Here is a 25,225-nt window from a genome sequence, read left to right as displayed (position 1 = left end):
GGCGAATGAACATCACTCTACCATTCACACTATACAAAAAGAGCCATGCGACAGCATGGCTCTTACATATATCGTGAGAGGGCAAGCCTCATGTTTTAAACAACAGGTGCATTCTGTTTCTTGAAATATTGTTCAATCAGAAACGCGAGCATCGGTCCGGGCTCAGCCTTCTGTAATTGAGCCTGATCGCCAAATTCCATGAGATACGGCTGTTCCGTAGTACAAGGAGTCCAATGAGGCATCAGTTTTCCAGTGGAGTCCGGACCGTTTGGATCACCTGTAGCAATAAAATTGGACAAATAATTGCACATCTGGCGGGCCAGATCATAATGCTTGCCTGTGAAAGGCCGCCAGCATTTGGCGAGTGTTTCGAAGAAAAACCACAGATCGACGGAGTGAAAAGTGCCTGGCTGGTCCCATCCCGGAATCTCGGCGTCGAAGTTATAATAGTAGAGAGGCGTTTCGGCCGAATGACCACTGTTCGCGCGGATGGCGAGCAGTATGGCATATTGGATCATGCGGACCGATGCTTGTTGCAGAGTATGCTCGATTTGGCCGGTATCAGCCTCACATAGCTGCAAAAAGGCAGGAGCATCCTCGCCGAACAGCTCTACAGCCATCTGCTTCAGTTCATCCAGATTGGCTGCGGCGGGACGGGTCCAGAATTCGGAAGACGTATGCCCCAGCATTACGGGTATCGCCTCGCGCTTCTGCTGAACAAAACGAGTAAACGGATCACCTGCGCAGAATTGTTCGTCGATGACGGTTCCCCAGAAGCTTTTGTATTCGAGTGCTTTATCACGGAGATATACAGCATCCAGTAGTCTCGCCTCAGCCAGGGAAGATACACCCAGGAAGTCGAAAAATTCCACCCCTGCTTGCTCTGCATCCTTTAGTGTGGAACGGACAGAAGGTACACGGACCTTCGGGTACAGCTCTGTAGCCATACCGCTCATGATGACGGCTCGCTGGAACAAGCCTTTATTTTGCGGAGAGGTCATCTGGCTGAGTACACTTCCTCCGCCTGCCGACTGTCCGCCAATGGTGATCTGGTCTGGATCACCGCCAAATGCGGCAATGTTGCGTTTGACCCACTGGGTGCCTGCTTGCTGATCGAGATGACCGAAGTTGGCGGGTGCATGGGGGGATTCGGCACTAATCTCAGGATGGCACAGGAAGCCGAAGGCATTCAGCCGATAATTAATCGTCACGACGATAATACCTCTACGAGCGATTCGCTCGCCGTCAAATTCCATTTCGGCCGTATGGCCGACTTGCAGGCCCCCGCCAAAATACCAGACAAAGACAGGCAACTTCTCGTCCGTGCGTTTGGCTGGTGTCCAGACATTCAGATACAGACAATCCTCGTCCATGGGCAGGTCGGGATCAACGGCCCATTCGCGGGTATAGATATTGTTATCATCGATGACTGTTGGGGCTTGCATGGAGATGGGGGCAAAATCAAAAGCTTGCAGTACACCTTCCCAGTTCAACTGCGGCTGCGGAGCGCGCCAGCGGTTCTCACCTACAGGAGGTGCGGCAAAAGGAATTCCCTTGAAGCTGTTAATCCGCGGGTCTGCCGCGGGCAGTCCTTGCACTTGTCCATGTTCTACCGTAACCATTCTAAGCATACAACATTCTCCTCTCTGGATTTAGCTTGTAAGCGTTACCGAACATCTGATCAACGATATATAAGATAAACCTAACGCCCGAACAGGGCGGCACTAGAAAGGGGGAATCAAGGTTGAATCCGATTTGGCATGAGAGCAGTAGAGCCAGTAATTTGTATTTTATCAGCGGTGGCCACAAGCCGGCCAACGCTCACCAATGGGGGCCAGGTGTACGTGACGTTTATGCGCTGCACTATATTATCCGTGGCCAAGGGACGCTGGAGACGGGGGGCCGCGTTTTTCGGTTAGTTACGGGTGAAAGCTTTATCATATTTCCGCAAAAGGAGATTTATTATTATCCAGACCCGCAAGATCCCTGGGAGTACGTCTGGATGGAGTTTAGCGGTGAGGATGCCGGGCGGTTGCTGGGGCTGACGCAGTTCTCAGAGGTACAACCCGTGGTGTCGATCTCACCGGAGACACTGCAGCCTTTTTTTTACCTTGCCTGGAACGCAGGTGCATCATCCTATGAATTACTGCGGGCGGATGCCCGTTTGCGTCTGCTGCTCTCCTACTATATGGAGCATTATCCGAAAGAGCCGCAGGTGGACGCCAAGGATTATGTCTGGCTGGCGAGAAAGTACATCGAGCAGAACTACTGGAAGCCAACATTGACCGTCACGGAGATCGTAAAGGCAGTTAATCTGGAGCGCAGCTATTTGTTTCGTCTGTTTAAGGCAGCAACCGGCAAGTCTGTTCTGGAGTATATTACATCCTGTCGAATCGAGCGCGCCTGTGAACTGCTGAAAACGTCGGGCCTACCGATTCAATCGATAGCTTATTCTGTAGGCTACAATGACCCGTTATATTTTTCCAAAGTATTCAAGAAGGCAACTTCACACACGCCAACATCGTACATGATGCTGCATCAGACCAAGGCATAACGTTAACGGAACAGGGCGCAGTTCCCGGACTCACGGAAATAACGTATGAGCTTCTCAATAGGCTCGCGTCCACTATTCAGCTTCACTCCCAGACAATCGATGCACAGAAATTGCTGGGCAGAGCGCGAGATCAATTTGAGGTAGATGCCCACATCGTCAGAAGAGAGCGGAACCTGACAGGAGGTGCACAGGCGATGTTGAGCCATCTATTTCACCAGTTTGGCACGCACAACTAAACAATCATGTGCTGCGACAACGGGAGCGAAGCGTTCACGGAATACGCCAAGCTCTTTATGTTCCCAGCAGTCGTACAGGGACAGCGCATAACCGGCAGCGTAAGGCAGACCCATATCCCAAAATTGCAAAGACAATTCCCGCTGGCTGTTGCTCAGGTTGAAGAAGCCAATAGCCAAATCGCCATCTGTAAGTACTTTCACCAGCATAAATACATCGTCTGTGTGAAACCATTGCGGCTCTGGTTTAATGCGGTAAGCTCCGCGCGCTTCTACATCCTGATTGATAGCGATCAGGTCAGGATTCAGGAGAATATCCTTTGTAATCTGGTTAGCCTTGCGCACGTCACATCCGATCATTAATGGGGAACCCATGATGGACCAGAGTGAGAAGTGAGTTTTATATTCGATGTCGTTGCATCCGCCGATGCTGCCAATATAATCATTGTTGCTTCCACCGTACATACCAACAATCAGCATATCCATGTCGTTATGGCAGAAGGAGCCGGTGTAGCTTTGTTTCCCGAGTTGAGACAGGGCAAGTTCCTTCACTGAATCCCAATTGTCACGGATATCGCCAGTGGAGCGGTACATATGTGCGCCCGATTCCCGAATCCAATCGTATACATCGTCGGCTCCCCAGTTGCAGGCAGAGAACAGGATATCGCGTCCACAGTTTTTGAGCGCAAGGCTCATGCGTTTGTACAGCAGTTCTCCTGAGATATGACGCGGCTTGAAGCAGTAATCATACTTCAAATAATCAACGCCCCATTCGGCAAAAAGGGCAGCATCCTGGAATTCATGCTCGAAGCTGCCTGGATACCCGGCACATGTATGCGTACCCACGCATGAATACATACCGAACTTTAGTCCTTTGCTATGGATATAATCGGAAAGCGCTCTCATTCCACTCGGGAATTTCTCCGGGTCAGCCACCAGATTGCCACTCGCATCACGTTCCTTCAGGCTCCAGCAATCATCAATTACAATATACTCGTAACCAGCGGCCAGATAACCTTCCGATACAAACACATCAGCGACATCTCGAATTAATTGTTCGTTAATATCCCACGTAAAGGTATTCCACGAATTCCAGCCCAGGGCAGGGGCAAAGCCTAACACTTGATTGTTGCTCATGCTCACGCATCCTTCCTCATCTCGATTTTGTTAACAATACTAAACTGAACATAAACGATGAGCGACGTATCCTGCCATAGCTTAACGTTGCTTGGACATGGACAGATGTTGCTCTGCTATGCTGGGGGAATGACCTCTTCCAATCAGACTCTGGGCAGGTATTCAGAAGTTGGCCGGTAGAAGCATAAGAAAGGAAAAATGTCTGTCTGCGAAGAAGTTATATCTATCTTTTCAGGGATCTGTGCGAAACGATGGATAAGGAGTGAGTCAATGATTTATCTAAGCAATTTCAAGCTGTCTTCGCAAATTTCCGGCAATCCCAATATATATCCTGATCATGTATTCAAACATATCTCAGGAGAAGTCCTTATTTTTGATCGAGTCACTGTACTCTATGGCAGCAACGGCTCTGGCAAATCCACCCTGCTGAACGTGATCGCCAACAAGTTGGGAATCACAGGTTCTGAACGAATGACAACGTATAGACATAGCGCCTATGTGCAGCGTTTTCTGGATATGAGCAGTTATGAGCTTGGGCGTGACGAACAGGAGCGTTTCATCCGGAAACTGCCAGAAGGGAGCCGATACATCAAGTCAGAGGACATTTTATATGAGATCAAGAAAATTCAGCAAGCAAATGTGCTCCGCGAAGGACTGTTGTATGAACAGACTCAGCAAGGAATGAGCAAGGCCGAGACAGAAGAGTTAGCGAATTCCTATGCATTCAAGAAAAAGCTGGATAACATTCAGTTTTCTCAGGAAAAATACTCCAATGGAGAAACCTCCATGCAGTTTTTCGAAGAGTACCTGCTTCCGGGCCAATTGTATTTATTGGATGAACCGGAAACATCGCTTTCTCCTGTTAACCAAATCAGGCTGGCGGAGCAAATCAATGAGTTGGCACGATATTTTGACAGTCAATTTATCATTTCGACGCACTCGCCCTTTGTTCTGGGGACGCTCCATGCTAAAATTTACAATCTCGACGGGACAATTTTGCAAACGGCAGAGTGGTTTGAACTGGACAATGTGCGGTTTTTCTACCAGTTTTTTGACAAACATAAGCGTCTGTTCGATCAGGAATGAAAATAATTAAAAAGGTTGAGGGGGGTTGCGAAGTGAATCTGGATGAAGTGATGCAAGAGCTGGAAGCGCTGGGCAAAGAACGAACGAAAAAAATCTACATCTCCAACGGTGCGCATGAACCGCTGTTTGGCGTGGCAACCGGGGCGATGAAACCAATGGCAAAGCGGATCAAAAAGGATCAACCTTTGGCGGAGCAACTATACGCAACGGGGAATTATGATGCGATGTACTTTGCGGGTGTGATTGCCGATCCTCAAGCGATGACGGAAGCTGATTTTGACCGTTGGATTGACGAAGCTTATTTTTACATGATCTCTGACTTCATTGTTGCCGTCACGTTGGCAGAGACGGATATTGCTCAAGCAGTTTCGGATAAGTGGATCGCGAGCGGAGATGAGCTGAAAATGTCAGCAGGATGGAGCTGTTACTGTTGGTTGCTCGGCAGTCGAAAGGATGCTGAGTTTTCGGAGAATAAACTGATGGAGATGCTGGAACAAGTGAAAAAGACGATTCACGAATCTCCGGAACGAACGAAATATTCGATGAACAACTTCCTGTATACCGTTGCAACATCCTATCAACCGTTGCACGATCAGGCGGTGGAGACGGCCAAGGCCGTTGGCCCTGTCGAAGTGAACAAGGACATGCCCAAGAGCAAGCTGCTGAATGCCTCTGAGAATATCCAAAAGGCCGTGGAAAAAGGGCGGATAGGCTTCAAACGAAAATATGTAAGATGCTGAAATTTTTGCCGTATCGTCAGTTTTAACATACGGAACATATGGTTATCGTGGGATTGAAATCCACAATCTCCATATTATAATGAGGACAGAAACAGCTTATAATGCAAAGAGAGCCGTGCGCTAACACGACTCTCTGATGAAATAGCCGCTTTTAAGGGCGGTGGGCTTAACAAGCAGGGTACCGACTAAATAGACCGCATCCCTTAGCCAGAGGGCGGTCTATTCTTTATTGGACAGCAGCGCTACAATCAGCGAACCGAAGGTAAGCATTAGCATAATCGCTTCAAATACTGTCACAAGGCATCACCTCCCTTCCGGGAGATTAGCCGACCGTTGACCCCGTACTTTGAATACGAGAAGAGCGTTAAGGTGGCTAGTATGGAAGTTATTTAGCTGCAAACAGATAAGAGAAAACACGCCATTTATAGGCGTGTTTTTTGTTGACAGCTAGATAATAAGCATATAGCAACATCAAGGCTACATATCGTTCCTTTTAACCATTTCTTTGGCTTGCTGCCTGCCCGCCGAGAGAAAGCTGTCGCTAAGCTCAGGATCACTAACAGAGCGTGCAAGTACAAGCGAGCCAACCATTGTACTGAACAGTGCACGACCACTGGACACATCGATCTCAGCCAGATTGGAGATAAAAGCGATCATACGCTCCAATTCATGGGTAAACACCTGCCGAACTTCTTCGGACGAACGGGATATTTCGCTGGAAAGGGCAGGAAAAATACAGCTCATTTCTGTTTGGTCGCGGTGATACGGACTCAAATAATAATCGATTACTTTATTAATTTTGGGATTTTGCTCTTCCTGATCAGCCACGTTCTGTAGAAGTGTAATGGTATCACTAATGGCATATTCGCAGGCTTCGGCAACCAATTGTTCCTTGTTGTCAAAGTGTGAATAGAACCCTCCGTGGGTTAATCCAGCTCCCTTCATAATAAATGGGACACTCACCTCCTGGATACCATTGGTGCGAAAAGCTCGTGCCGCACTCTCAACAATCTTACCTCGTACTTTTATCTTATGTCCTTTGGGATAGGGCATGATCATTCACTCCATAGCTTCATCATTCTGCTTTTCTAAAATATTATAATCATCATAATTAAGCCTGTCAATTTGGCTTTTGAATATCTGTTCATTTTCAAAAGGTCAAATACGCCTGTTGACGGCCTTAAAATATGATGGTTATAATATATTACGATCATCATATTTTAAATCAACTTCAAATTGGGAGGTATCAGAATATGAGGAAGCTTGAATCTGTAGATACGTTAGTTATTGGATCAGGTCCAGGGGGATATGTGGCGGCGCTTCGTTCTTCACAGTTGGGGATGAACACGGCGATTGTTGAACGTAAACAGCTTGGCGGGGTCTGCACACATGTGGGCTGTATACCATCCAAAGCCTTAATTGCGGAAGCGCATCGCTATGATTGGTTCAGACAGTTCAATCAAGCTGACGCGGCAGCGACATTTAAGACTGCTCAGGATTTTAAACAGGGGGTTGTGAATAAACAGGCAGGTGGCGTCCACTATTTGTTAAAGACTGCGGGTGTGAACATTCTGGAAGGAGAGGCCAGTCTGGTGGATGAGCACACAGCGATGATCCAGCAAACTGGACAGGAGCAAAGCATTTCTTTTAAAAATCTCATACTGGCAACGGGGTCTCGTCCAATTGAGCTGCCAGCATTTCCAGTTGGAGGTCGCATCTTATCTTCCACTGAAGCATTATCACTACAGGAGGTTCCGAGTAGTCTGATTGTGATCGGCGGAGGTTATATCGGTGTGGAGCTTGGACAGATGTATGCCAAATTTGGAACCAAGGTAACGATTCTGGAGGGAGGCACCCAAGTATTGCCCGGATTCGAGGCGGAACTTACAGCCCCGGTAGTCAAACAATTAAAGGCGGATGGCATCCAGATTGTAACCGGAGCGATTGCCGAAAAGGTGGAGCACAATGCGGATTCCATTACACTACATTATTCGAAAAACCAGGAGCAGCAACAAGTTACGGCAGAATATGTATTGGTTACGATCGGCAGGAAACCTAATACAGACGGCCAGTTAGGACTGGAACGCATAGGTGTTCCCGTAACAAACAAGGGACTGGTTGAAACGGATGAACAGTGCAGAACGGTTATCCCGCACATTTATGCCATTGGAGATATTACAGCTGGTCCGACGCTTGCTCACAAGGCATCCTATGAAGCCAAAGTAGCCGCAGAAGCTATTGCGGGTCTTACCTCCATAGTAGATTACAAGGTGATTCCGCTTGTTGTCTTCTCTGATCCGGAGCTATCCAGTGTTGGAGTAAGTGAGATGGAAGCAAGAACACAGGCCATTCCGGTGGTTATTGGAAAATCTTCTTTTGGGATCAACGGAAGAGCATTGGCGTTAAGGGAAACCGAAGGTTTTGTGAAAATAGTGGCTGACCCGACTTCAGGAATTGTCATTGGCGCGCAAATCGTTGGTGTGGAGGCATCCACACTGATATCGGAGCTCGCACTTGCGATCGAGATGGGGGCAACCGTGGAAGATCTGGCCATGACGATTCACCCTCATCCCACTTTGGGAGAAGTGATCATGGAGGCAGGCGAGAACGCGGTCACCAAAATGAAAAAGCAAAAATAGTCAGCAAATTTAACCATACATGAGGATTGGGAATGGGAGAGATAAATAGGATGAAGTTAAAAGCAGGTTTGTATATCGGGATTGCGATGGTGTTCATTGTTGGAGGTTCACTTTTGGCGGTTAAAGGGAAGGATGCTGTAAGTCAAGCCGAGAGCCGGAAACAAGGCATACTTGAGGCAGAGCAAACGACATTATTTTATCAGAATAGTCCCGGGACGATTGCAAAGGTTGGTGCGTTTGCAGGTGACTCCGTGAAAGAGGGAGAGGTACTATTCAAAGTGAAATCAGCCGGGGAGGGAGATGTGGATGTACTCGCACCGTATGACGGGTTGGTTGACCGAGTTGCTGTAAAGCAGGGGGTTCAAGTCCAAGCAGGAGTGCCGCTGGCAGTTCTGCAAAAGAATACGTATTACACCGACCTTTACATACAGGAAAGTGAAATTCAACAGTTTGCAGTGAATCAAAGCATGGATGTTCATTTTCCGTATTTGGATCAGCCAACGAAGGTGAAGGGGAGCGTCACTTCCATCTCATCTGCTCCTCAGTTCGCAACCATGCGGATGTCTCGGGAAAAAGGGCAAGCCGATTTAACTATGTTTCTGGTCCGAATATCGATGGATTCGAATACGGATTTGCTTCCGGGGATGACAGCAGAGGTGAAACTTGATGAAATCACTGATTGACGAATGGAGGTACGTCGCAGGAAGTAAGTATATACGGCTCATTTTTATTGGGCCAATGATTGCAGCCTTATTTTTCGGCTTAATGTTCTCACAGAATCAACTCAGTAAATCACCAGTTGTGGTCATTGATGAGGATCATAGCGAATATTCACGGCAGTTGATCTCCAAAATAAATGCGTCACAATACATGAGCGTTAAGAGCGTATATGCGAGCCGAGTGAGTCCTGAAACTTTACTTGCCAATGAGCAGGCTGTAGCGGTGATTATGCTTCCCAATCAATTGGGACTGCGTCAACAACAAGGGAAATCGACGAATATCGGTATCTTGATGGATAACACGATGCCCTCGGGGCTGTCCGGTATTCGCACTGCGATTCAGGAGATCATCCAGACGGAAAATATGACCCTTTCCATGACACGTCTGGTCCAAAAAGGGATGGATGCCGAGACAGCTAAAGGAATGGTGTCACCGTTATCCCTTCAGCAGCGGATGCTGTTTAATCCAACCTCCAGTTATGTTGGTTTTATGGTGCTTGGATTTGTGAATATCGTAGTATTGATGATTACAACAAGTGCAGCGGGTTCAATTGCACCTCGGCTTCGTCAGGAAGGGAAGCTGTTTGCCAACGGAAAGTCACCTTTCCAACTATGGGTGCGGAGTGTACCTTACGTTGTGTTGAGTTCACTTTCGCTGCTTCTATCCTATGGATTGTTAAAACAATTGGGTGGAATGCGGTTTGAAGCAGATCCTTATCTTTTTATCATTCCGCTGGTTATTTATGCTTTTGCCTTATCACTCATGGGCATGTTGATTGGGTACACTGCCAAAGACATGTCCAAAGTAAGCCTACGAACCAGCCTTGTATTGTATCCTTCCTTTCTGGCTACGGGAATTCAATTAACACCGCTGGCGTTCCCGGAACCGTTCCAAATGTTCGCATGGGCATTACCAATGAACTGGCTTAACCGTCTGATTCGTGGGATGGCGTTTCGGGACGGGGCGCTGACGGCCTACAGTCAAGAGTTGGGGGCACTGCTGATTATTATTGGCGGAGTGTCCTTGTTCATGGGATTACTGTTTCTGCGGGAAACAAGGAAGGTTTCTTCCAGCAGAATACCCCTGTTGAATACGGATATATTACCGAGCAGTAGTTCATTATTGAAGAGTCGTTAAACAACGGAAAAAGGCGCACGGGAGTCATTCCTGTTGCGTCTTTCTGTTTTATTACTGCAGATGACATATAAACATTTACAAGCTGCATCGGAAGGTTGTTCTGTCATCGGAGTACCAGTGGAAATATTCTTTAGTTGAACTTGTATAGCGAAGGTTTTTTATATCGTTTATACTTGTAAGGCCAATTTACTTGAGGAGTTGTCTAACGAATCATGAATAAAAAAGAAGTCGCGCATATACGAAAGCAGTTTAAACTCGATCACGATCTACTGAATATTTACGATATTCTCAACGTGTATATTACGAAGGAAACCAATGAGGTCTACCACTGGGAGCGTCACCCGTTTGAACTGGTGGACAGAGAGAAGCAGGAGCTGTACATGGGCAATTTCAAAAAATTGCTAACAGGCGATTTGGATCAGAAGTTGTTTGAGTTGAAATTCCAGGAAGAGGCGGAGGACCCGGCTCAGGTACTGCTCCACCAGGCTCTGGTAACAGGTGATCCGGACGAATGGCAGGATCTGATGCTGCTGCTCGTGGATCGAATGTTAGTGGATGCGAAGTATGAGCGGGACATGGTAGCTACGTTCGTGCGTGGACAGTATTATCTGCCGACCAAGGCTAGAAACGAAGCCACAGAAGAGAGTGAGAAGAATGAGGTGTTCGCCCATCCGTTCATTCTGTGCAGCGTGAATTCCACGGAGAAACAGCGGAAAACGCTATTGTTTGATTACGTGGAGAGAGAATTCAAGTACAATATTATTGTTGATCCGATTATCAAATTAAGCACGCCAGAGCAAGGATTCTTGTACCCTAGCGTGACGGACAACTACTCCGATGTGAATCGTGTACTGTATTGTACAGGTAAATCCAATTTCCCGGATCCACATTTCGTTGAAAATGTATTGAATGGAGAAAGATCCGTAACCGCACTGGAAGAACGGGCGATCTTCGAAGATATCGTCAAGGAAGTGGCCGGTGAACAGCTTGATTCAGCCACCATTGCACATGTATACGAGGAGATCAACCGAGTCATCGAAATTAACGAAGAGTCCCATGAGGAAGAACCTCCAAAGCTGGATTATAAAGATCTGGAACGTGTACTGACCGCAAGCGGTATAGAGGATCTGACAACGGAGAAAGTAGAACGTGCCTTCGAAACTATCGTTGATAACAAGAACTATGAGATGAAAGCGACCAGTGTTATGCCAAAGTTCACGTCCAAGTCCATTAAGATTGAAACCAAGGTTGCTACAATTTCAGTTAGCCCGCAAGACCTGAGATATGTGAAGCAGGTGAATTATCAAGGCAGACGTTGCATCATGATTGAAGTGGACGAAGATGTCGTGATTGAAGGGTTTACCCTTAATACGGAGACGCTATAAGTTAAAATACGTTCACTCGAAGGACAATGCTGCAATGATGTTTTGCAAAACAACTGGAAGAATGGAATAGACTGCAATCCCTCTGTTGGATTGTGGTCTTTTTTTTGCTTGATAATTAGTCCTCAGATGTTACACCCACCCTGTAAATTCCAATATCGACGCTTTTGCAGACTGTGCTTCTGTATGTGCCCCTTTGCGCCAAGCTTTGGGGGATTCGCCCATCAGTTTGGCGAAGCAGCGGTTAAAGCTGGAGATGGAGCGGAAGCCAACTTGCTCGGAGATGGACAGAATGGAGGCCTCCGTGCTTTTTAATCGTTTGCATGCCTCTTCAATCCGGGTGCTGTTCAGAAAATCGAGCGGTGTGGTTCCCATAATTTCATGGAACTTGCGGCGAAAATGCGTTGTACTCAGATGACACAGATCAGCGAGGTAATCGATGGTCACGGGCATCATATAGTTTTTGGTGATAAACTCCAGCACGGGTGAGATGACCAAGTCACCTTGAAGGTCTCGTTCCCGTTCCCGTTCCTGATCCTGAGATGACAAGCGCTCGCTGCTCGCATGAATTCGAAGCAGTTCGATATATAGAGACATCAACAAGCCGTATGCGCTCTCCCGATAATAGGGGGACTGCTGCTGTATCTCTTCTACCACTGATGTTGCGAGTGTGTGAATTTTGGGATACTGTTCCTTATTCAGAATGCAATTGGCTCCCTGAATCGCCCATAGATTCGGTTCAATGTGAGTTTGTGCTGTTTTGAGCGAATGGCGGAAGAGTTCTTCCGGTGAAAAAAAGATATAGGCCCACAGGCTGGCGTTATTAGGCGAACTATATGTGGTATGCGGAAGATAGCGGGGAATGAACGTGACGTCGCCTGCCCGAAAAGGCACAGACTCCCCCTTAATCTCCATGGTGCCTCCATCTGAATAACAGATGCCAATCTCCATGTGGTTATGGAAATGAAGATGCTCACTCTTGATATCGGATATTCTCCAGCGGTCTCCACTGAGTAACAGGACTGGGAAATCAATGGGCAGGCTGTAGTGACGATATTCAATGACAGGTTTTTTCGGTTTGGGCATGTGCTAGGACTCCTATGTATAAATGATTGAAATTGCGCAGTTTTGTTGCGAATATGCTTAGATGGAGACTATTTTACTGCGTACAATGGAATAAGTAAAGCGTTTACAAAAATGGACGGACACCTCTCAGGGCGCACTTGGGGGCGTGTGCACAGGGAGAGGGGAATAAAAAATGCTTCAAGTGAAATATGACAGGGAACAGATTCTACACGTAATCGAGAACGTTACCAAGAAAACACTGGATATGGATCTGACATGGGATTGGCCCGGCGGTGTCGCTTATTATGGCGTATCCAGAGCCTATCAGACGACAGGCAACCAAGAGATTCTGGACAGGCTGGTGAAGTGGGCAGATGAATATATTGAGCTGGGCCTGCCAAGTTGGACGGTAAATACATGTGCCATGGGTCATGTGCTCATCACTTTATATGAAGAAACCGGAGATCAGAAATATTGGGACATTGTCCTCAGCAAAGTTGATTATCTCCAGAATCATGCGCTTCGCTTTGGAGACCATGTGCTTCAGCATACGGTATCCGTTTCCAATGATTTTCCGGAACAGGCTTGGGCGGATACCTTGTTTATGGCGGCATTTTTCCTGCTTCGCGTAGGTAGCAAATTAAAGGATGAGGCCATGATTCAGGATGCGCTGAATCAGTATTACTGGCATATCAAATACCTGCAAGATCCGAGCAGCAGTCTGTGGTATCACGGGTATAACAATATTAACAAGGACCACATGTCCGGATTTTACTGGGGCAGAGCAAACGCTTGGGGAGCCTATACGATGTCTCAAGTGAAGCCGCAATTGAACGACTGGTATTTGTATCCGCAGTGTATGGATGTAGAATGTGCTCTTCGTGATCAATTGGCGGCTCTCAAGCTGGTGCAGACCGAGAATGGCTTGTGGCGTACGGTTTTGGATGACGAAGATTCGTATGAAGAGGTATCGGCTTCCGCGGGTATTGCAGCAGCCATGATCAATAACGGCAATCCACTGCATACGAAATATGTGCAAAAGGCACTAGAGGGCATCCTGAACAATATCAGCGAAGATGGGCGCGTGCTTGGGGTATCTGGCGGTACAGCCGTGATGAAGGATCGGGATGGCTATCGTAATATTCCAAAAGACTGGATTCAGGGCTGGGGTCAGGGCCTGGCACTCGCTTTTCTGTCCGATATGTTGAGATAGGGAGGGAACCAAAATGTCCAAACCAACCAAAGGCTCCTTTACACTACCGGGAGAATCCGGTTATGAGGCACTGACGCTGGAACTAGCCGATCGCTGGGGTGCCGATGTGATTCGAGACAGTGACGGTACAAAATTGTCCGATGAGATTATCAATGCCGGATATGGCATCTATTCAACCATCTGCATTATCCGGGATCATAATGAGTGGGCATCCCGTAATCTGGATAAGCTGCAGCAATGTTTTCTCATTACAAATCCGAAGGTTGCTGTACAAGATTATGTATCCATCTATCTGATGGAGGACTTCTTCGTTGAACAATTCAGGGTGAACGATTCGAAAGAAGCGTTTAAATATTGGCAAGTTTATGATCGAACGACTGGGGAAGAGGTACCTAGAGGACAGTGGAATTATGAAAGGGAATCTGGCAATGTTGTCATTACTGGCGTTGCTCCTTGGCATAAATACACAGTGAGTTTCATGGTGTATCGGATCTGGGAAGAGATCTCCATGTATAATCATACAACGAATAATTGGGACAAAGAGCACTTGATGCAGATTGACCCGATCTATACGGAAACGCAAACGTATCTGGTGAATTGGATGGAAACGTGGTGTCAAAACCATCCGGAAACAACGGTTGTACGTTTTACATCCCTATTTTATAACTTCGCCTGGATCTGGGGCAGTGATGAGCGGAATCGCCATCTGTTCTCGGATTGGGGTTCATACGATTTCACAGTAAGTTCGAGAGCGCTGGATCTGTTTGCACAAAAATATGGATATTCGCTCTCTGCCGAAGACTTTGTGAATGGCGGTAAATATCAGGTCACTCATATGCCTGCGGATCAGCGCAAACTGGACTGGATGGCATTTATCAATGATTTTGTCATTGAATTTGGTAAAAAGTTGATTGATATTGTGCACAAACATGACAAGCTGGCATATGTCTTCTATGATGACAGCTGGGTAGGCATGGAGCCGTACAATGACCGCTTTCAGGAGTTTGGATTCGACGGCATGATCAAATGTGTGTTCTCCGGTTATGAGGCAAGAATGTGCTCAGGCGTTAAGGTCGATACCCATGAGATTCGCTTGCATCCCTACTTGTTCCCGGTTGGCTTAGGCGGGCTTCCTACCTTCAAAGAGGGCGGAGATCCTACCCTGGATGCCAAGAAATATTGGATTAATATCCGGCGTGGGCTGCTGCGTGAGTCGATTGACCGGATTGGATTGGGTGGATATTTGCATCTGGTAGAGCCTTACCCGGACTTTGTGGATTACATCGAGAAGATTGCCCATGAATTCAGGGGAATGAAAGAGCTGCATCAAGAGGGAAAACCATATCAGATCAAGACAAAGGTAGCCGTTCTGCATAGCTGGGGCAAGTTAAGATCGTGGACCTTGTCCGGTCATTTTCATGAAACCCATATGCATGATATGATTCATGTGAATGAGGCATTATCCGGTTTACCGATCGAGGTCAAATTCATTGATTTTGAGGATATTCGTCAGGGCGTATTGAAGGATGTGGATGTCGTCATTAATGCGGGTTTCGCTGGTTCTGCCTGGAGTGGTGGAGCGCACTGGAATGACCACCAATGTGTAGACCTCCTGACCCAGTGGGTGTACGAAGGCGGTACATTTATGGGTATCAACCAGCCTTCAGCGGCCCACGGGTACGACAGCTTTTTCAGAATGGCGCATGTGCTTGGGGTAGATGAGGATACAGGTGCAAGAGTTGTTCATGGAAAATGGTCGTATAAGGCTCACGATGAGTATGGTTTGGTGCCGGAAGGTGCAACTATCACGTCAAAAGGTAAAAGTAGCATATATCTAACGGATGGAACAGCTAAGGTATTGCACGAGACAGATGGCAACATCACGTTGTCCACACATGCTTTTGGAAAAGGAAAAGGGATCTATCTGCCTTCCTTCGAATTCAGCTGGGAAAATACTAGACTACTTCTGAATTTGATTCGATTTGCAGGCAATGAATTCGATGAAACAAAATACATTACGGATAACTTGTATATCGAGTGCGCTTATTATCCGGAAAGCAACATATTGGTCGTGATTAACAATAGTGATCAAGCTCAAAAAACGACGATCAATACAGAGCATGGAAAACAGACCATGGAATTGGACCCGTATGATACGGTGATCACCAAGATTGGGGATCTGAAATACGTTCATGAATCAAGGACGTGAGAACGGTTACCCATTGTTAACTTCATCAAAGCTCAAGTTTACGACAGACCTGTCGAGACTTGGGCTTTTTTGCTGCGACCGGGTGAACATATTGTCATTGATTCTATATTTTTTATTTCACCCGTAAATTCACATTTGGAGTACCCAATCGTTCTCCTACTCGCTATAATAATATGGATGTCAATGTAAGAGGAGACAACGATAAGAAATGACCCGCAAGACATACTGTAAGCGTATTCAGTTTCTGGATGATTGGAGTCTCAAAACGAAGTTGTACATATTGTTCATTTTTTGTGTGCTGGTCCCGGTTCTGGTCACAAATACCGTGTTTTACCAAAGCATCAAAGGTAACATTGAGGAGAAGGAGCATAGCCGATTCAATGAAATGCAGCAAAGGATCAAGTTCAACCTGCGGAACAGTATAGACAATAGCTTGTATGTGTCCAATTTTCTCTATACCGATGGAACGCTGAACCGATTCATGGAGTTCAAGTATCGCGATCAGGAAGAATATTACTCTGCCTACTATGATATGCTTAGCAACAATAATCTGGTCAGGTACTACTACAGTTACCAGCAGGTGAATCAAATTACGTTTTATGTTGGCAACGATACCTTCGTCAATGGAGGAAACTTTATTAAGCTGGATGATGAGGTGAAGAAAAGTGATTGGTATCAGGCGCTGATGAACACAAGTGACCATATCATGATCTATTCGTATTTTGACAAACAGCAGGCGGAGATGTCGCAAAGTCAGGGAGGACGCAAAGTCAGCATTATTCGTAAACTGGATTACTTTGGGGAGCAGCAGGTTGAAAAGGTGTTAAAGGTTGATCTGGACTACGCTTTCATCAACAAATCGCTTAAAAATGAGGGAGCAAATGGGAAGGTGTATGTCGTTTCGGACGGCAGGGTCATTTTCTCGAACGATTCAAGTATGAATCAGACGCGCAAGCCATTTCATCTGATAGCGAACAGTCCAATTGACCCTGTTCAATCCATGCAATCGATTCCCGTCGTATCCGAGGATTGGCAGATTGTCGTCAGTACGGAGAAATTGGACGTTCTGTCGGAGATTGTTAATTCCAAGCTTAATTTGACTTTGCTGATCATTCTTAATCTGTTGGTGCCCACTCTGCTGATCTGGTTAATATCCAGATCACTGGTCATCAGAGTTGATCGGATAGCAAAGCACCTGGATCAAGTGAAGCATGAGAAATTTGAGGTGATATCGGGAACTGTGGGCAAGGATGAAATCGGCAGCCTGACCCATAGTTATAACATGATGGTCATCAAGATCAAGAACCTGATTGAGATTGTGTTTAAGGGTCAGGTGGAGCGGCAAGCCCTTGAACTCTCCAAGAAGCAGGCGGAGCTGAAAGCCCTTCAGAGTCAGGTGAATCCCCATTTCATGTTCAACACGCTTGAAACGATCCGTATGCGGAGTTTGATCAAGGACGAACTTGAAACCTCCGATGTCATTCATAAACTGGCACTGCTGTTACGTCAGACGATCAATTGGGGCGACGATCTGATTACAATTGCAGAGGAAATCAATTTTGTGGAGAGTTATCTGAGTATCCAGCAGTACCGCTTTGGCGAAAAGCTGCAATTTGCAATCAGGATCACTGACGAATCCATTGCTGCCATGATGATACCAAAGCTAACCGTGCTCACCTTTGTGGAGAATGCTTGTATCCATGGCATTGAGGGGACGTCGAATGATGGGGTCGTGGAGGTTTTATTCGAAATTCGAAGTAATGAACTGTACATTTCCATTCGAGATACCGGAGTTGGTATGGATCAGGACAAGCTGGCCTCGCTCCGCAAAATGATGCAAGACCCGAGTATGGATCGGATGAGCGAGCTTAGCAGCATTGGTATGATGAATGCATATATTCGGCTGCGGATGTATTTTGATGATTTCGTTCAGGTGCACATATTCAGTGAAAAGGGGAAGGGAACAACGATTGGCATTCAAATTCCTCTTATGCAGGCATCTCAAGAATAAGGAGCGAGGATATGATCAACGTGCTGATTGTGGACGATGAGCCATTTATTCGCCAAGGACTTCTATTGTTAATTAATTGGGAGTCTTACGGATTTCAGATTTGCGGTCAGGCTTCCAATGGCATGCAGGCATTGGAGTGCATACGCGCTATGCAGCCCGATCTGGTGATTTCCGACATTAAGATGCCGGAAATGGACGGAATGCAGCTTGCCAAAACCTTGTACGAGCAATATAGCGGTGACATCAAGCTGATTCTTCTAAGTGGATTCTATGAGTTTGGATATGCCAAGCAGGCAATTAAATACCAGGTGGATGACTATATTCTCAAGCCTATTGTGAAGACCGAACTGGTTCAGGTGCTTGAGGAGTTCAGGGTCGCATTTAATGCGCGGACGGAAGAGAAGCGATATCAGCAAAAAAAGGATCGAATTATTATGGCTCAGCATATGCAGTCGATCTTGCTTGGGATGGCTGAGGAGGATGCTGTTACGAGTCTGCAGCCCCACTATCAAGATGCCGGCATACTGCGTTGCATCCTGATTGAGGCGGAATCCGGTCCAGAACAGGGAACGGATTGGTGCGCTCGGGTTGAGGCATGGGTGGGCAAGCCCTCCCCGGGACAAATTTTGAAGCCGTTCACAGGTGATAAAAATGCGGTTCTGCTCATGGTTACGGACCTGATGGTGAACCGTGAGGCAGTGACCTTGGAGCAATATTTGACCCGATTACATGCCGATCTGAGCCATGGTCAAGAGGCCGCTATTGCTTGTTATGTCGGGAAGGAAGTACATGAGTTGGAGGCGCTGCACGAGTCTTATCAATCCTGCGGCATAATGAAAAGCTTACGTTTCTTCACCACTTGCAGGCCCATTTATTACTTCGAACTTATGGATACGACCTTATTTGTTAATCGGCCGGGACAGTTCGAAAAACAATTGTTTGATGGGCTAGTCAAGTCTATTGAGGAACAGCAGACGGATGAGTTATACAGTCATGCAAAGGCGATTTTTCAATTTTTTCTGGATGAGCGAATCGAGCCTGGTATTGTCCGAATCCACTTGCATTATTTGGCATACACTTTGCTGGATCTCGTGAATAACGATACGGTTACACCAGATCCCGGGCTGATGGAATCGACTTTTCTGAAGGTGAACTACGCAATGTTATCCATGGAGGAAAACATTGAACATTTATGCGAATTCTCGCTCATGTGCGCAGAGAAACTGAAGGAGCAGCAAAAGTCGAATGCGATGGGCGTATTGGCTAAAATTGAGGCCTTCATTCACGAGCATTACAGAGAAAATATCAGCCTAAAATTGCTGGGGGAGCAGTTTTACATGAACAGTGCATATCTGGGTCAGATTTTCAAAAAGCATTTCTCGATCAGCTTCAGTGATTATTTGAATCAATTGCGTATTAAGGAAGCCGCCCGGCTGTTGCGCAGAACAGATCAAAGAGTATACGAAATCGCAACAATGGTGGGATATCGGGACTCCGATTACTTTATTAGCCGGTTCGAGAAACTCATGGGGGAGACGCCTGCACAATATCGTAAAAGTGCCCATGCTGCGTACTCTCTGGATTAACATCCTGCACTCCTTGACGGAGCGGCGGGATATTTTTTTTCGCAGATGCTGGAATTAGTGGGATTCCATCTATAGTTTATCCCGTTGAGAGGGGCATGGAAGCATGATAATTTTAAGTCAGCCTTTGGAAAGCGCTTTCCAAAAAGCTTCTGTCAATATAATCGATGGAGGGGTCATGATGAAAAAGGATGTTAGAAAAAGAATCAAGTATAGTGCTCTGCTCGCTTTAATACTGGTCATCGCACTCACTGGATGTACACCGGGATCGTCCTCAAAAGGGGAAAAGACAGCAGATGGAAGGGAAATGAAACAATTTTCCGCATTTTTTGCCGTACCGGGAAAAATTGCGCCTGACGATAATCGGGTGTTAAAGGCTATTGAGGAGAAAACAGGCGTCAGAGTTACGATGGACTGGCTTACAGGCCAAACAGCCAAAGAGCGGATTGGTGTACTCATTGCAGGCGGCGAATATCCCGATTTTATCGATGGGAGTGATGGTACTCAGCAACTGGTAGCAGCAGGGGCGTTAGTACCGCTGGAGGATTACATCGATAAATATCCAAACATCAAAAATTACCTGGGCGAAGACTGGAAGAAGATGAAAAATACGACGGATGGACATATCTACTTCATTCCTCAATTCGGCAATATACAAGAAAAGTCGATGAAAGTAACCCATGACGGAGAAGCATTCTGGATTCAGAAGGCCGTACTGGAGTGGGATAATTATCCGACAATCAAAACGCTTGACCAATACTTTGACTTGATTGAACGATATAAAGCGGCTCACCCGACCGTTGATGGTCAGCCAACCATTGGATTTGAAATTATCTCCTATGACTGGCGTTATTTCGCACTGGAAAACCCTCCGCTCTTCATGGCTGGTTATCCTAACGAAGGCGCAGCCATCGTTGATAAAGAAACGCTGACGGCCAAGAACTATAATACCATTCCTGAAGCGAAGGTATATTTCAAGAAGATCAATGAGGTATATCATCAAGGCTTGGTCGATAACGAAACCTTTACAGCAAACTATGATCAATATATATCCAAAATTTCAACCGGACGTGTGCTGGGCATGGTGGATCAAGGATGGCAGTTCCTTGACGCCGAGGCATCACTCGTGAAGCAAAAACTGTATGACAAAACCTATGTACCGTTGTCCATTACACTCTCCGAGGATGTTAAAGGGCGTTATCAGAACAATCCAATTCTTAACGTGAATGGTGGCTTGGCCATTACAAAGAGCTGCGAGGATATCGAGGGAGCACTTCAATATATTAATGATTTGCTGGACCCTGAGATGGAGGTATTGAGAACCTGGGGACAGGAAGGCGTGGATTACCAAGTTGATGACAAAGGCGTGTTCTCCAGGAATGAAGAGCAGCGTGCGAATTCCAAAGATCCGGACTGGGTGCTGGCAAACACGGGGAGCCCGTTGGTCTATTTCCCGCATCATGAAGGCATGACCGCTGACGGGAAGAATGCCCTTGACCCTAAGGAGCAGCCGGAAGAGTACCTTGCCACATTGAATGACATCGATAAAAAAGTGCTGAAGGCTTATGGATATACGAAGTTTACCGACTTCCTTGAGCCTGCGGAGGAAAATGAACCGTGGTTCCCAATCTATACCTATAATTTTGAACCAAATAAACCAGAGACCATCGCCAGACAGAAAATGGACGATGTAAAACGCAAATGGCTGCCAAAAGTGATTATGACTTCACCAGCCGAATTTGATAAGGCTTGGGAAGAATATCAAGCCACGCTCAAGGAAAGTGCAGATATTAAAGCATATGAAGATGCGCTGACGGAAGAAGTCCGCAGACGTATGGAACTGTGGGGATAAAGGCCTGTCACACAGAAAGGCTATGGGGAACCCCGTAGCCTTTCTTACACGCTAGATTGGGAGATTGGATAGGAATGGAATCGATTCACCCAGACGGGGTGATATAGATAAACTCGTAAGCAAGGAGAGAAAAACATGGCCAATAAGGAGCTGCAGCCTTCGTTAAAAACCAGCCATATCCCAGCGGGAACAACTTGGATCGGGTACAACCTGTCCAGAATGAAAAGTCAGCGACAATTAATGTGGATGTCGTTTCCGTTTATTGCGTTTATCGCTATTTTTGCGTATGGACCATTATGGGGCTGGTTGATGGCGTTTCAGAATTATAGACCGGGCATTGGTTTTATGGAGCAGGATTGGGTGGGGGTGGATCATTTTCGAACGTTATTCACGGACCCTACATTTTTACGTGTCATTCGCAATACGCTGGCGATGAGCCTGATCAGTCTGTTTCTGGGATTTGTCGGCTCGATTGGTCTGGCGCTGTTATTGAATGAACTGCGAATGGTATTGTTCAAACGCGTGGTACAGACGGTTTCCTATCTTCCACATTTCCTGTCGTGGATCATCGTAACAGGCATTGTAGCGAATGTATTATCAACGGAAACAGGAATAGTGAATGTGCTGTTGACAAAATTGGGCCTGATTGATGCACCGATCAATTTTTTTGCCGAACCCAAATACTTCTGGGGGATTGTAGGTCTGTCCAGCATGTGGAAGGAAATTGGCTGGGGCACGATTATTTATCTGGCCGCCATGGCGTCGATTAATCCGAGCTTATACGAGGCAGCTTCCATCGACGGAGCCGGACGGTTTCGCAAAATGTTCAACGTCACACTTCCAAGCATCAAACCAACGATTATTATCCTGCTTATCATCAACGTTGGTAACGTACTGAACGCAGGTTTTGAGATTCAATACTTGCTGGGGAACGGACTTGTGCAGGATGTATCCGAGACGATCGACATTTTTGTTTTGAAATACGGGATTAATCTCGGCAACTACTCACTTGCCACCGCAGCAGGCATTTTCAAAAGTGTGGTCAGTCTGGTGCTCATATTTATCGCCAACGGGATTGCCAAGTCTCTTGGTGAAGAGCGATTGATATGATAAGGGGGCAGAACTGTGAAGCGATTTCGTAGAAAACGAAGCTTGGGAGACTCTATTTTTTCCATCACCAATGGCATATTTATGTTGCTTGTCATGGTTGTTACGTTATATCCTTTTTTAAACACCATTTCCGTATCTTTCAATAATGGGCTGGATACAATCCGTGGGGGGATCTATCTCTGGCCGAGGGAATGGACGCTGCAAAATTACGTCTCCGTATTCCAGAATCCGAATCTGACACAAGCCGCATTTGTTTCGGTCGCCAGAACCGTGGTGGGAACGATTGTACAGCTGTTCTGTACAGCCATGCTGGCCTATGTACTGAGCCGCAAGGAGTATATGTTCAACAAATTGGTCACGACGCTGTTTGTCATGACGATGTATTTCAGCGGCGGCTTAATCCCGGGATACATGCTGATCAAACAAGTGGGGCTGCTGAACAGCTTCTGGGTATACATTATTCCCGGGTTGATCGGGGTGTTCAACATGATTGTCATTCGTACCTACATTCAGGGACTGTCGGAGGGATTGATTGAATCCGCGAAGATGGATGGAGCCGGAGATTTTCGGATTTTCATGCGTATCGTGCTTCCCTTATCCAAGCCGGTTCTGGCTACGGTTGCACTGTTTATTGCTGTAGGTCAGTGGAACTCCTGGTTTGACTCCATGTTGTACACGGCGGGAAATCGGAATTTGACCACCTTGCAGTATGAACTGATGAAATTGTTATCCTCTGCGACCTCGCAGGGGGGAACCGTCAACGTGGATTCATTCAAAAATGTAACCAACATGGTGACGCCTGTATCCATTCGGGCAGCCATCACGGTTGTGACGGCAATGCCAATTGTTTTACTGTATCCGTTCTTGCAAAAATACTTTGTGACTGGACTAACCATTGGAGGGGTAAAAGAATGAATAATGCAAATCAAAGCGAACAATGCACGTTTAACAATCCGATTATGCCCGGGTTTTATCCAGATCCGTCCGTATGCCGGGTGGGTGAAGATTTTTATCTGGTGACATCGACATTTGCCTATTTCCCTGGCGTTCCGATCTTTCAGAGCCGTGATCTAGTGAATTGGAAACAGATTGGTAATGTGCTGGACCGCCCTTCACAGTTGAATCTTCAGGGAGCAGGCCATTCACAGGGAATATTCGCTCCAACGCTTCGGTATCATGAAGGCACCTTCTATATGATTACAACCAATGTATCACATGGTGGCAATTTTGTTGTAACCGCTACCGACCCGGCTGGGCCATGGTCTGATCCTTATTTTATTGAAGGCGCAGAAGGAATAGACCCTACGATTTTCTTCGATGACGGCAAAGCGTATTACCTTGGTACACGTCCTTGCTCCGAGGGAGTTCGTTACAATGGGAACTGGGAAGTGTGGCTGCGGGAGTTGGATCTGGGCAGTATGAAGCTGGTGGGAGACAGTTACGTTCTGTGGCGCGGGGCGATGGTGGATGTCATCTGGCCGGAAGGCCCGCATCTGTATAAGATCGATGAATATTACTATTTATTGATTGCAGAGGGAGGCACAGGGCCAAACCATGCTGTGACCATTGCTCGTAGTAAAAGTTTGACCGAAGGATACGTCGGGAATCCGAATAATCCAATCATTACACATCGCCATTTGGGTAAACGTTACCCTGTTGTTAATGTCGGACATGCCGACTTGGTGCAGGCTGCGAACGGTCAATGGTTCATGGTCATGCTTGCTTCGCGTCCATATGGAGGGAGCTATAGCAACCTGGGGCGGGAGACGTTCCTTGCTTCTGTTGTTTGGGAGGACGGATGGCCTGTTGTTAATGAGGGCCGCGGGATCTTGGAGGAGCAGGGTACGTTGGATTTGAAGCCTGTTCCGGTAGAACCGCAACTGCGTTTTGACCATTTTGACAGTGACCAACTGGGCTTGCAATGGATGTTTCTGCGTAATCCCCAGGAAGACTTATATTCATTAACGGAGCGCAAGGGATACTTGCGACTGAAGCTGAAACCGCAAACATTGAAGGAAAAAGAAAATTCCAGCTTTGTTTGTCTGCGTCAAAGGCATATGGATTATGTCGCAGCTACAGCGATGGAATTTGTGCCTGGGAATGCCAACGAAACGGCTGGTCTCGTCGTCATTCAGAACGATCAGTATCACGTACGGATTGAGCGTGCTCTGGCGGAGAATCAGCAGGTGCTGCGTGTGGTGACCTGTATAGATGGTCAGGATACCCACATTGCGCAAATCGCGCTGGATGATGAAGTATCGCGAGTGTATATCAAACTGGCGGCGACAGGTCAGCAACTAAACTTCTATTACAGCACGGATGGAAGTCAGTATCATCTGGTGGCGGAACAGGTGGATACAAGCAGCCTGAGTACCGAGGTGGCCGGCGGTTTTGTTGGTTGTTGTATCGGAATGTTTAGCAGCAGCAACGGAACTTCATCTGATCAGGTAGCGGACTTTGACTGGTTTGAATATGGTTCATATAAATAATATTTAGATGACAGAATAACAACAAGAAAGCTCAATCCGGTGGCGTTGAACCGCTCCCTGTCAAG

Annotated in this window: 21 protein-coding genes; 15 read left to right on the top strand and 6 right to left on the bottom strand. The window is 46.7% G+C overall.

What is annotated here, in order from left to right; translation table 11 throughout:
• Window positions 1-95: 95 nt before the first annotated feature.
• On the bottom strand, window positions 96-1,631 hold the full coding sequence (locus J7E78_RS02610; RefSeq protein WP_215074808.1) for a carboxylesterase/lipase family protein: 1,536 nt from the start codon (window positions 1,629-1,631) through the stop codon (window positions 96-98).
• Between the two features lie 113 nt (window positions 1,632-1,744).
• Between J7E78_RS02610 and J7E78_RS02605 the strand changes: the two genes are divergently transcribed.
• The gene (locus tag J7E78_RS02605) at window positions 1,745-2,554 is read left to right on the top strand and encodes a helix-turn-helix domain-containing protein (protein WP_215074807.1); all 810 of its coding nucleotides are present in this window, start codon (window positions 1,745-1,747) and stop codon (window positions 2,552-2,554) included.
• Window positions 2,555-2,556: 2 nt separating this feature from the next.
• Here J7E78_RS02605 and J7E78_RS02600 read toward each other — a convergent pair whose 3' ends face one another.
• Both J7E78_RS02600 and J7E78_RS02595 read right to left on the bottom strand, forming a co-directional pair.
• Window positions 2,557-2,760, bottom strand: a complete 204-nt coding sequence (locus J7E78_RS02600) for a hypothetical protein (protein ID WP_215074806.1) — start codon at window positions 2,758-2,760, stop codon at window positions 2,557-2,559.
• Window positions 2,761-3,924 carry a glycoside hydrolase family 27 protein gene (locus J7E78_RS02595; RefSeq protein WP_215074805.1) on the bottom strand — a complete coding sequence of 388 codons (1,164 nt, stop codon included), beginning with the start codon at window positions 3,922-3,924 and terminating at the stop codon, window positions 2,761-2,763.
• Between the two features lie 270 nt (window positions 3,925-4,194).
• On the opposite strand from J7E78_RS02595, the gene J7E78_RS02590 reads away from it, so the two are divergent.
• Together J7E78_RS02590 and J7E78_RS02585 are read left to right on the top strand one after the other, a co-directional pair.
• Entirely contained in the window at window positions 4,195-5,010 is an 816-nt protein-coding gene (locus tag J7E78_RS02590; protein WP_215074804.1) for an AAA family ATPase, read from the top strand.
• Between the two features lie 32 nt (window positions 5,011-5,042).
• Window positions 5,043-5,750 carry a DNA alkylation repair protein gene (locus J7E78_RS02585; protein WP_215074803.1) on the top strand — a complete coding sequence of 236 codons (708 nt, stop codon included), beginning with the start codon at window positions 5,043-5,045 and terminating at the stop codon, window positions 5,748-5,750.
• Between the two features lie 219 nt (window positions 5,751-5,969).
• Here the strand turns inward: J7E78_RS02585 and J7E78_RS29960 are convergent, their stop codons facing one another.
• Together J7E78_RS29960 and J7E78_RS02580 are read right to left on the bottom strand one after the other, a co-directional pair.
• Window positions 5,970-6,047 (bottom strand): putative holin-like toxin, encoded by a 78-nt coding sequence (locus tag J7E78_RS29960; protein WP_397330449.1) that lies wholly within the window; start codon window positions 6,045-6,047, stop codon window positions 5,970-5,972.
• Between the two features lie 180 nt (window positions 6,048-6,227).
• Entirely contained in the window at window positions 6,228-6,803 is a 576-nt protein-coding gene (locus tag J7E78_RS02580; protein WP_215074802.1) for a TetR/AcrR family transcriptional regulator, read from the bottom strand.
• Window positions 6,804-7,003: 200 nt separating this feature from the next.
• Here J7E78_RS02580 and lpdA point away from each other — a divergent pair, with 200 nt between their 5' ends.
• The 4 genes from lpdA to J7E78_RS02560 all read left to right on the top strand — a co-directional run bounded on the left by lpdA (window position 7,004) and on the right by J7E78_RS02560 (window position 11,631).
• Window positions 7,004-8,389: a dihydrolipoyl dehydrogenase gene (lpdA, locus tag J7E78_RS02575; protein WP_215074801.1), complete on the top strand. Its 1,386-nt coding sequence runs from the start codon at window positions 7,004-7,006 to the stop codon at window positions 8,387-8,389.
• A gap of 50 nt (window positions 8,390-8,439) precedes the next feature.
• On the top strand, window positions 8,440-9,072 hold the full coding sequence (locus tag J7E78_RS02570) for an HlyD family efflux transporter periplasmic adaptor subunit (protein WP_215074800.1): 633 nt from the start codon (window positions 8,440-8,442) through the stop codon (window positions 9,070-9,072).
• Window positions 9,056-10,246 carry an ABC transporter permease gene (locus J7E78_RS02565; RefSeq protein ID WP_215074799.1) on the top strand — a complete coding sequence of 397 codons (1,191 nt, stop codon included), beginning with the start codon at window positions 9,056-9,058 and terminating at the stop codon, window positions 10,244-10,246. The genes J7E78_RS02570 and J7E78_RS02565 overlap by 17 nt, the downstream gene beginning before the upstream one ends.
• 212 nt (window positions 10,247-10,458) lie before the next feature.
• The gene (locus J7E78_RS02560; protein WP_215074798.1) at window positions 10,459-11,631 is read left to right on the top strand and encodes a DUF4317 domain-containing protein; all 1,173 of its coding nucleotides are present in this window, start codon (window positions 10,459-10,461) and stop codon (window positions 11,629-11,631) included.
• A 129-nt stretch (window positions 11,632-11,760) separates the two neighbouring features.
• On the opposite strand, the gene J7E78_RS02555 is transcribed toward J7E78_RS02560, so the two are convergent.
• A complete protein-coding gene (locus J7E78_RS02555; RefSeq protein ID WP_215074797.1) occupies window positions 11,761-12,714 on the bottom strand; it encodes an AraC family transcriptional regulator in 954 nt (317 codons plus the stop codon).
• Between the two features lie 172 nt (window positions 12,715-12,886).
• Between J7E78_RS02555 and J7E78_RS02550 the strand changes: the two genes are divergently transcribed.
• From J7E78_RS02550 to J7E78_RS02515, 8 genes are all read left to right on the top strand, one after another.
• Window positions 12,887-13,906 carry a glycoside hydrolase family 88/105 protein gene (locus J7E78_RS02550; RefSeq protein ID WP_215074796.1) on the top strand — a complete coding sequence of 340 codons (1,020 nt, stop codon included), beginning with the start codon at window positions 12,887-12,889 and terminating at the stop codon, window positions 13,904-13,906.
• 13 nt (window positions 13,907-13,919) lie between these two features.
• On the top strand, window positions 13,920-16,115 hold the full coding sequence (gene gnpA / locus J7E78_RS02545) for a 1,3-beta-galactosyl-N-acetylhexosamine phosphorylase (RefSeq protein WP_215074795.1): 2,196 nt from the start codon (window positions 13,920-13,922) through the stop codon (window positions 16,113-16,115).
• Window positions 16,116-16,323: 208 nt separating this feature from the next.
• Complete coding sequence (locus tag J7E78_RS02540; RefSeq protein WP_215074794.1) at window positions 16,324-18,126, top strand: cache domain-containing sensor histidine kinase; 1,803 nt, start codon at window positions 16,324-16,326, stop codon at window positions 18,124-18,126.
• Between the two features lie 11 nt (window positions 18,127-18,137).
• Entirely contained in the window at window positions 18,138-19,712 is a 1,575-nt protein-coding gene (locus J7E78_RS02535; protein ID WP_215074793.1) for a response regulator, read from the top strand.
• Between the two features lie 175 nt (window positions 19,713-19,887).
• Complete coding sequence (locus tag J7E78_RS02530; RefSeq protein ID WP_251034773.1) at window positions 19,888-21,561, top strand: extracellular solute-binding protein; 1,674 nt, start codon at window positions 19,888-19,890, stop codon at window positions 21,559-21,561.
• Between the two features lie 135 nt (window positions 21,562-21,696).
• A complete protein-coding gene (locus tag J7E78_RS02525; protein ID WP_215074792.1) occupies window positions 21,697-22,671 on the top strand; it encodes an ABC transporter permease in 975 nt (324 codons plus the stop codon).
• A 15-nt stretch (window positions 22,672-22,686) separates the two neighbouring features.
• On the top strand, window positions 22,687-23,586 hold the full coding sequence (locus J7E78_RS02520) for a carbohydrate ABC transporter permease (protein ID WP_215074791.1): 900 nt from the start codon (window positions 22,687-22,689) through the stop codon (window positions 23,584-23,586).
• Window positions 23,583-25,160 (top strand): glycoside hydrolase family 43 protein, encoded by a 1,578-nt coding sequence (locus J7E78_RS02515; RefSeq protein WP_215074790.1) that lies wholly within the window; start codon window positions 23,583-23,585, stop codon window positions 25,158-25,160. The genes J7E78_RS02520 and J7E78_RS02515 overlap by 4 nt, the downstream gene beginning before the upstream one ends.
• The last annotated feature ends 65 nt before the right edge of the window (window positions 25,161-25,225 follow it).

The sequence above is a fragment of the Paenibacillus polymyxa genome, from assembly GCF_018614975.1.
GTDB lineage: Bacteria > Bacillota > Bacilli > Paenibacillales > Paenibacillaceae > Paenibacillus > Paenibacillus polymyxa_E.
This window is presented reverse-complemented; position numbering and strand designations above follow the sequence as displayed.

Bases quoted from the DNA above. Each gene is read 5' to 3' on its own strand.
- J7E78_RS02540 (WP_215074794.1), top strand. From the start codon at position 16,324: ATGACCCGCAAGACATACTGTAAGCGTATTCAGTTTCTGGATGATTGG.
- J7E78_RS02550 (WP_215074796.1), top strand. From the start codon at position 12,887: ATGCTTCAAGTGAAATATGACAGGGAACAGATTCTACACGTAATCGAG.
- J7E78_RS02530 (WP_251034773.1), top strand. From the start codon at position 19,888: ATGATGAAAAAGGATGTTAGAAAAAGAATCAAGTATAGTGCTCTGCTC.
- J7E78_RS02555 (WP_215074797.1), bottom strand. From the start codon at position 12,714: ATGCCCAAACCGAAAAAACCTGTCATTGAATATCGTCACTACAGCCTG.
- J7E78_RS02595 (WP_215074805.1), bottom strand. From the start codon at position 3,924: ATGAGCAACAATCAAGTGTTAGGCTTTGCCCCTGCCCTGGGCTGGAAT.
- J7E78_RS02610 (WP_215074808.1), bottom strand. From the start codon at position 1,631: ATGCTTAGAATGGTTACGGTAGAACATGGACAAGTGCAAGGACTGCCC.
- J7E78_RS02565 (WP_215074799.1), top strand. From the start codon at position 9,056: ATGAAATCACTGATTGACGAATGGAGGTACGTCGCAGGAAGTAAGTAT.
- J7E78_RS02580 (WP_215074802.1), bottom strand. From the start codon at position 6,803: ATGCCCTATCCCAAAGGACATAAGATAAAAGTACGAGGTAAGATTGTT.
- J7E78_RS02600 (WP_215074806.1), bottom strand. From the start codon at position 2,760: ATGGCTCAACATCGCCTGTGCACCTCCTGTCAGGTTCCGCTCTCTTCT.
- J7E78_RS02570 (WP_215074800.1), top strand. From the start codon at position 8,440: ATGAAGTTAAAAGCAGGTTTGTATATCGGGATTGCGATGGTGTTCATT.
- lpdA (WP_215074801.1), top strand. From the start codon at position 7,004: ATGAGGAAGCTTGAATCTGTAGATACGTTAGTTATTGGATCAGGTCCA.
- J7E78_RS02590 (WP_215074804.1), top strand. From the start codon at position 4,195: ATGATTTATCTAAGCAATTTCAAGCTGTCTTCGCAAATTTCCGGCAAT.
- J7E78_RS02515 (WP_215074790.1), top strand. From the start codon at position 23,583: ATGAATAATGCAAATCAAAGCGAACAATGCACGTTTAACAATCCGATT.
- gnpA (WP_215074795.1), top strand. From the start codon at position 13,920: ATGTCCAAACCAACCAAAGGCTCCTTTACACTACCGGGAGAATCCGGT.
- J7E78_RS02525 (WP_215074792.1), top strand. From the start codon at position 21,697: ATGGCCAATAAGGAGCTGCAGCCTTCGTTAAAAACCAGCCATATCCCA.
- J7E78_RS02535 (WP_215074793.1), top strand. From the start codon at position 18,138: ATGATCAACGTGCTGATTGTGGACGATGAGCCATTTATTCGCCAAGGA.
- J7E78_RS02560 (WP_215074798.1), top strand. From the start codon at position 10,459: ATGAATAAAAAAGAAGTCGCGCATATACGAAAGCAGTTTAAACTCGAT.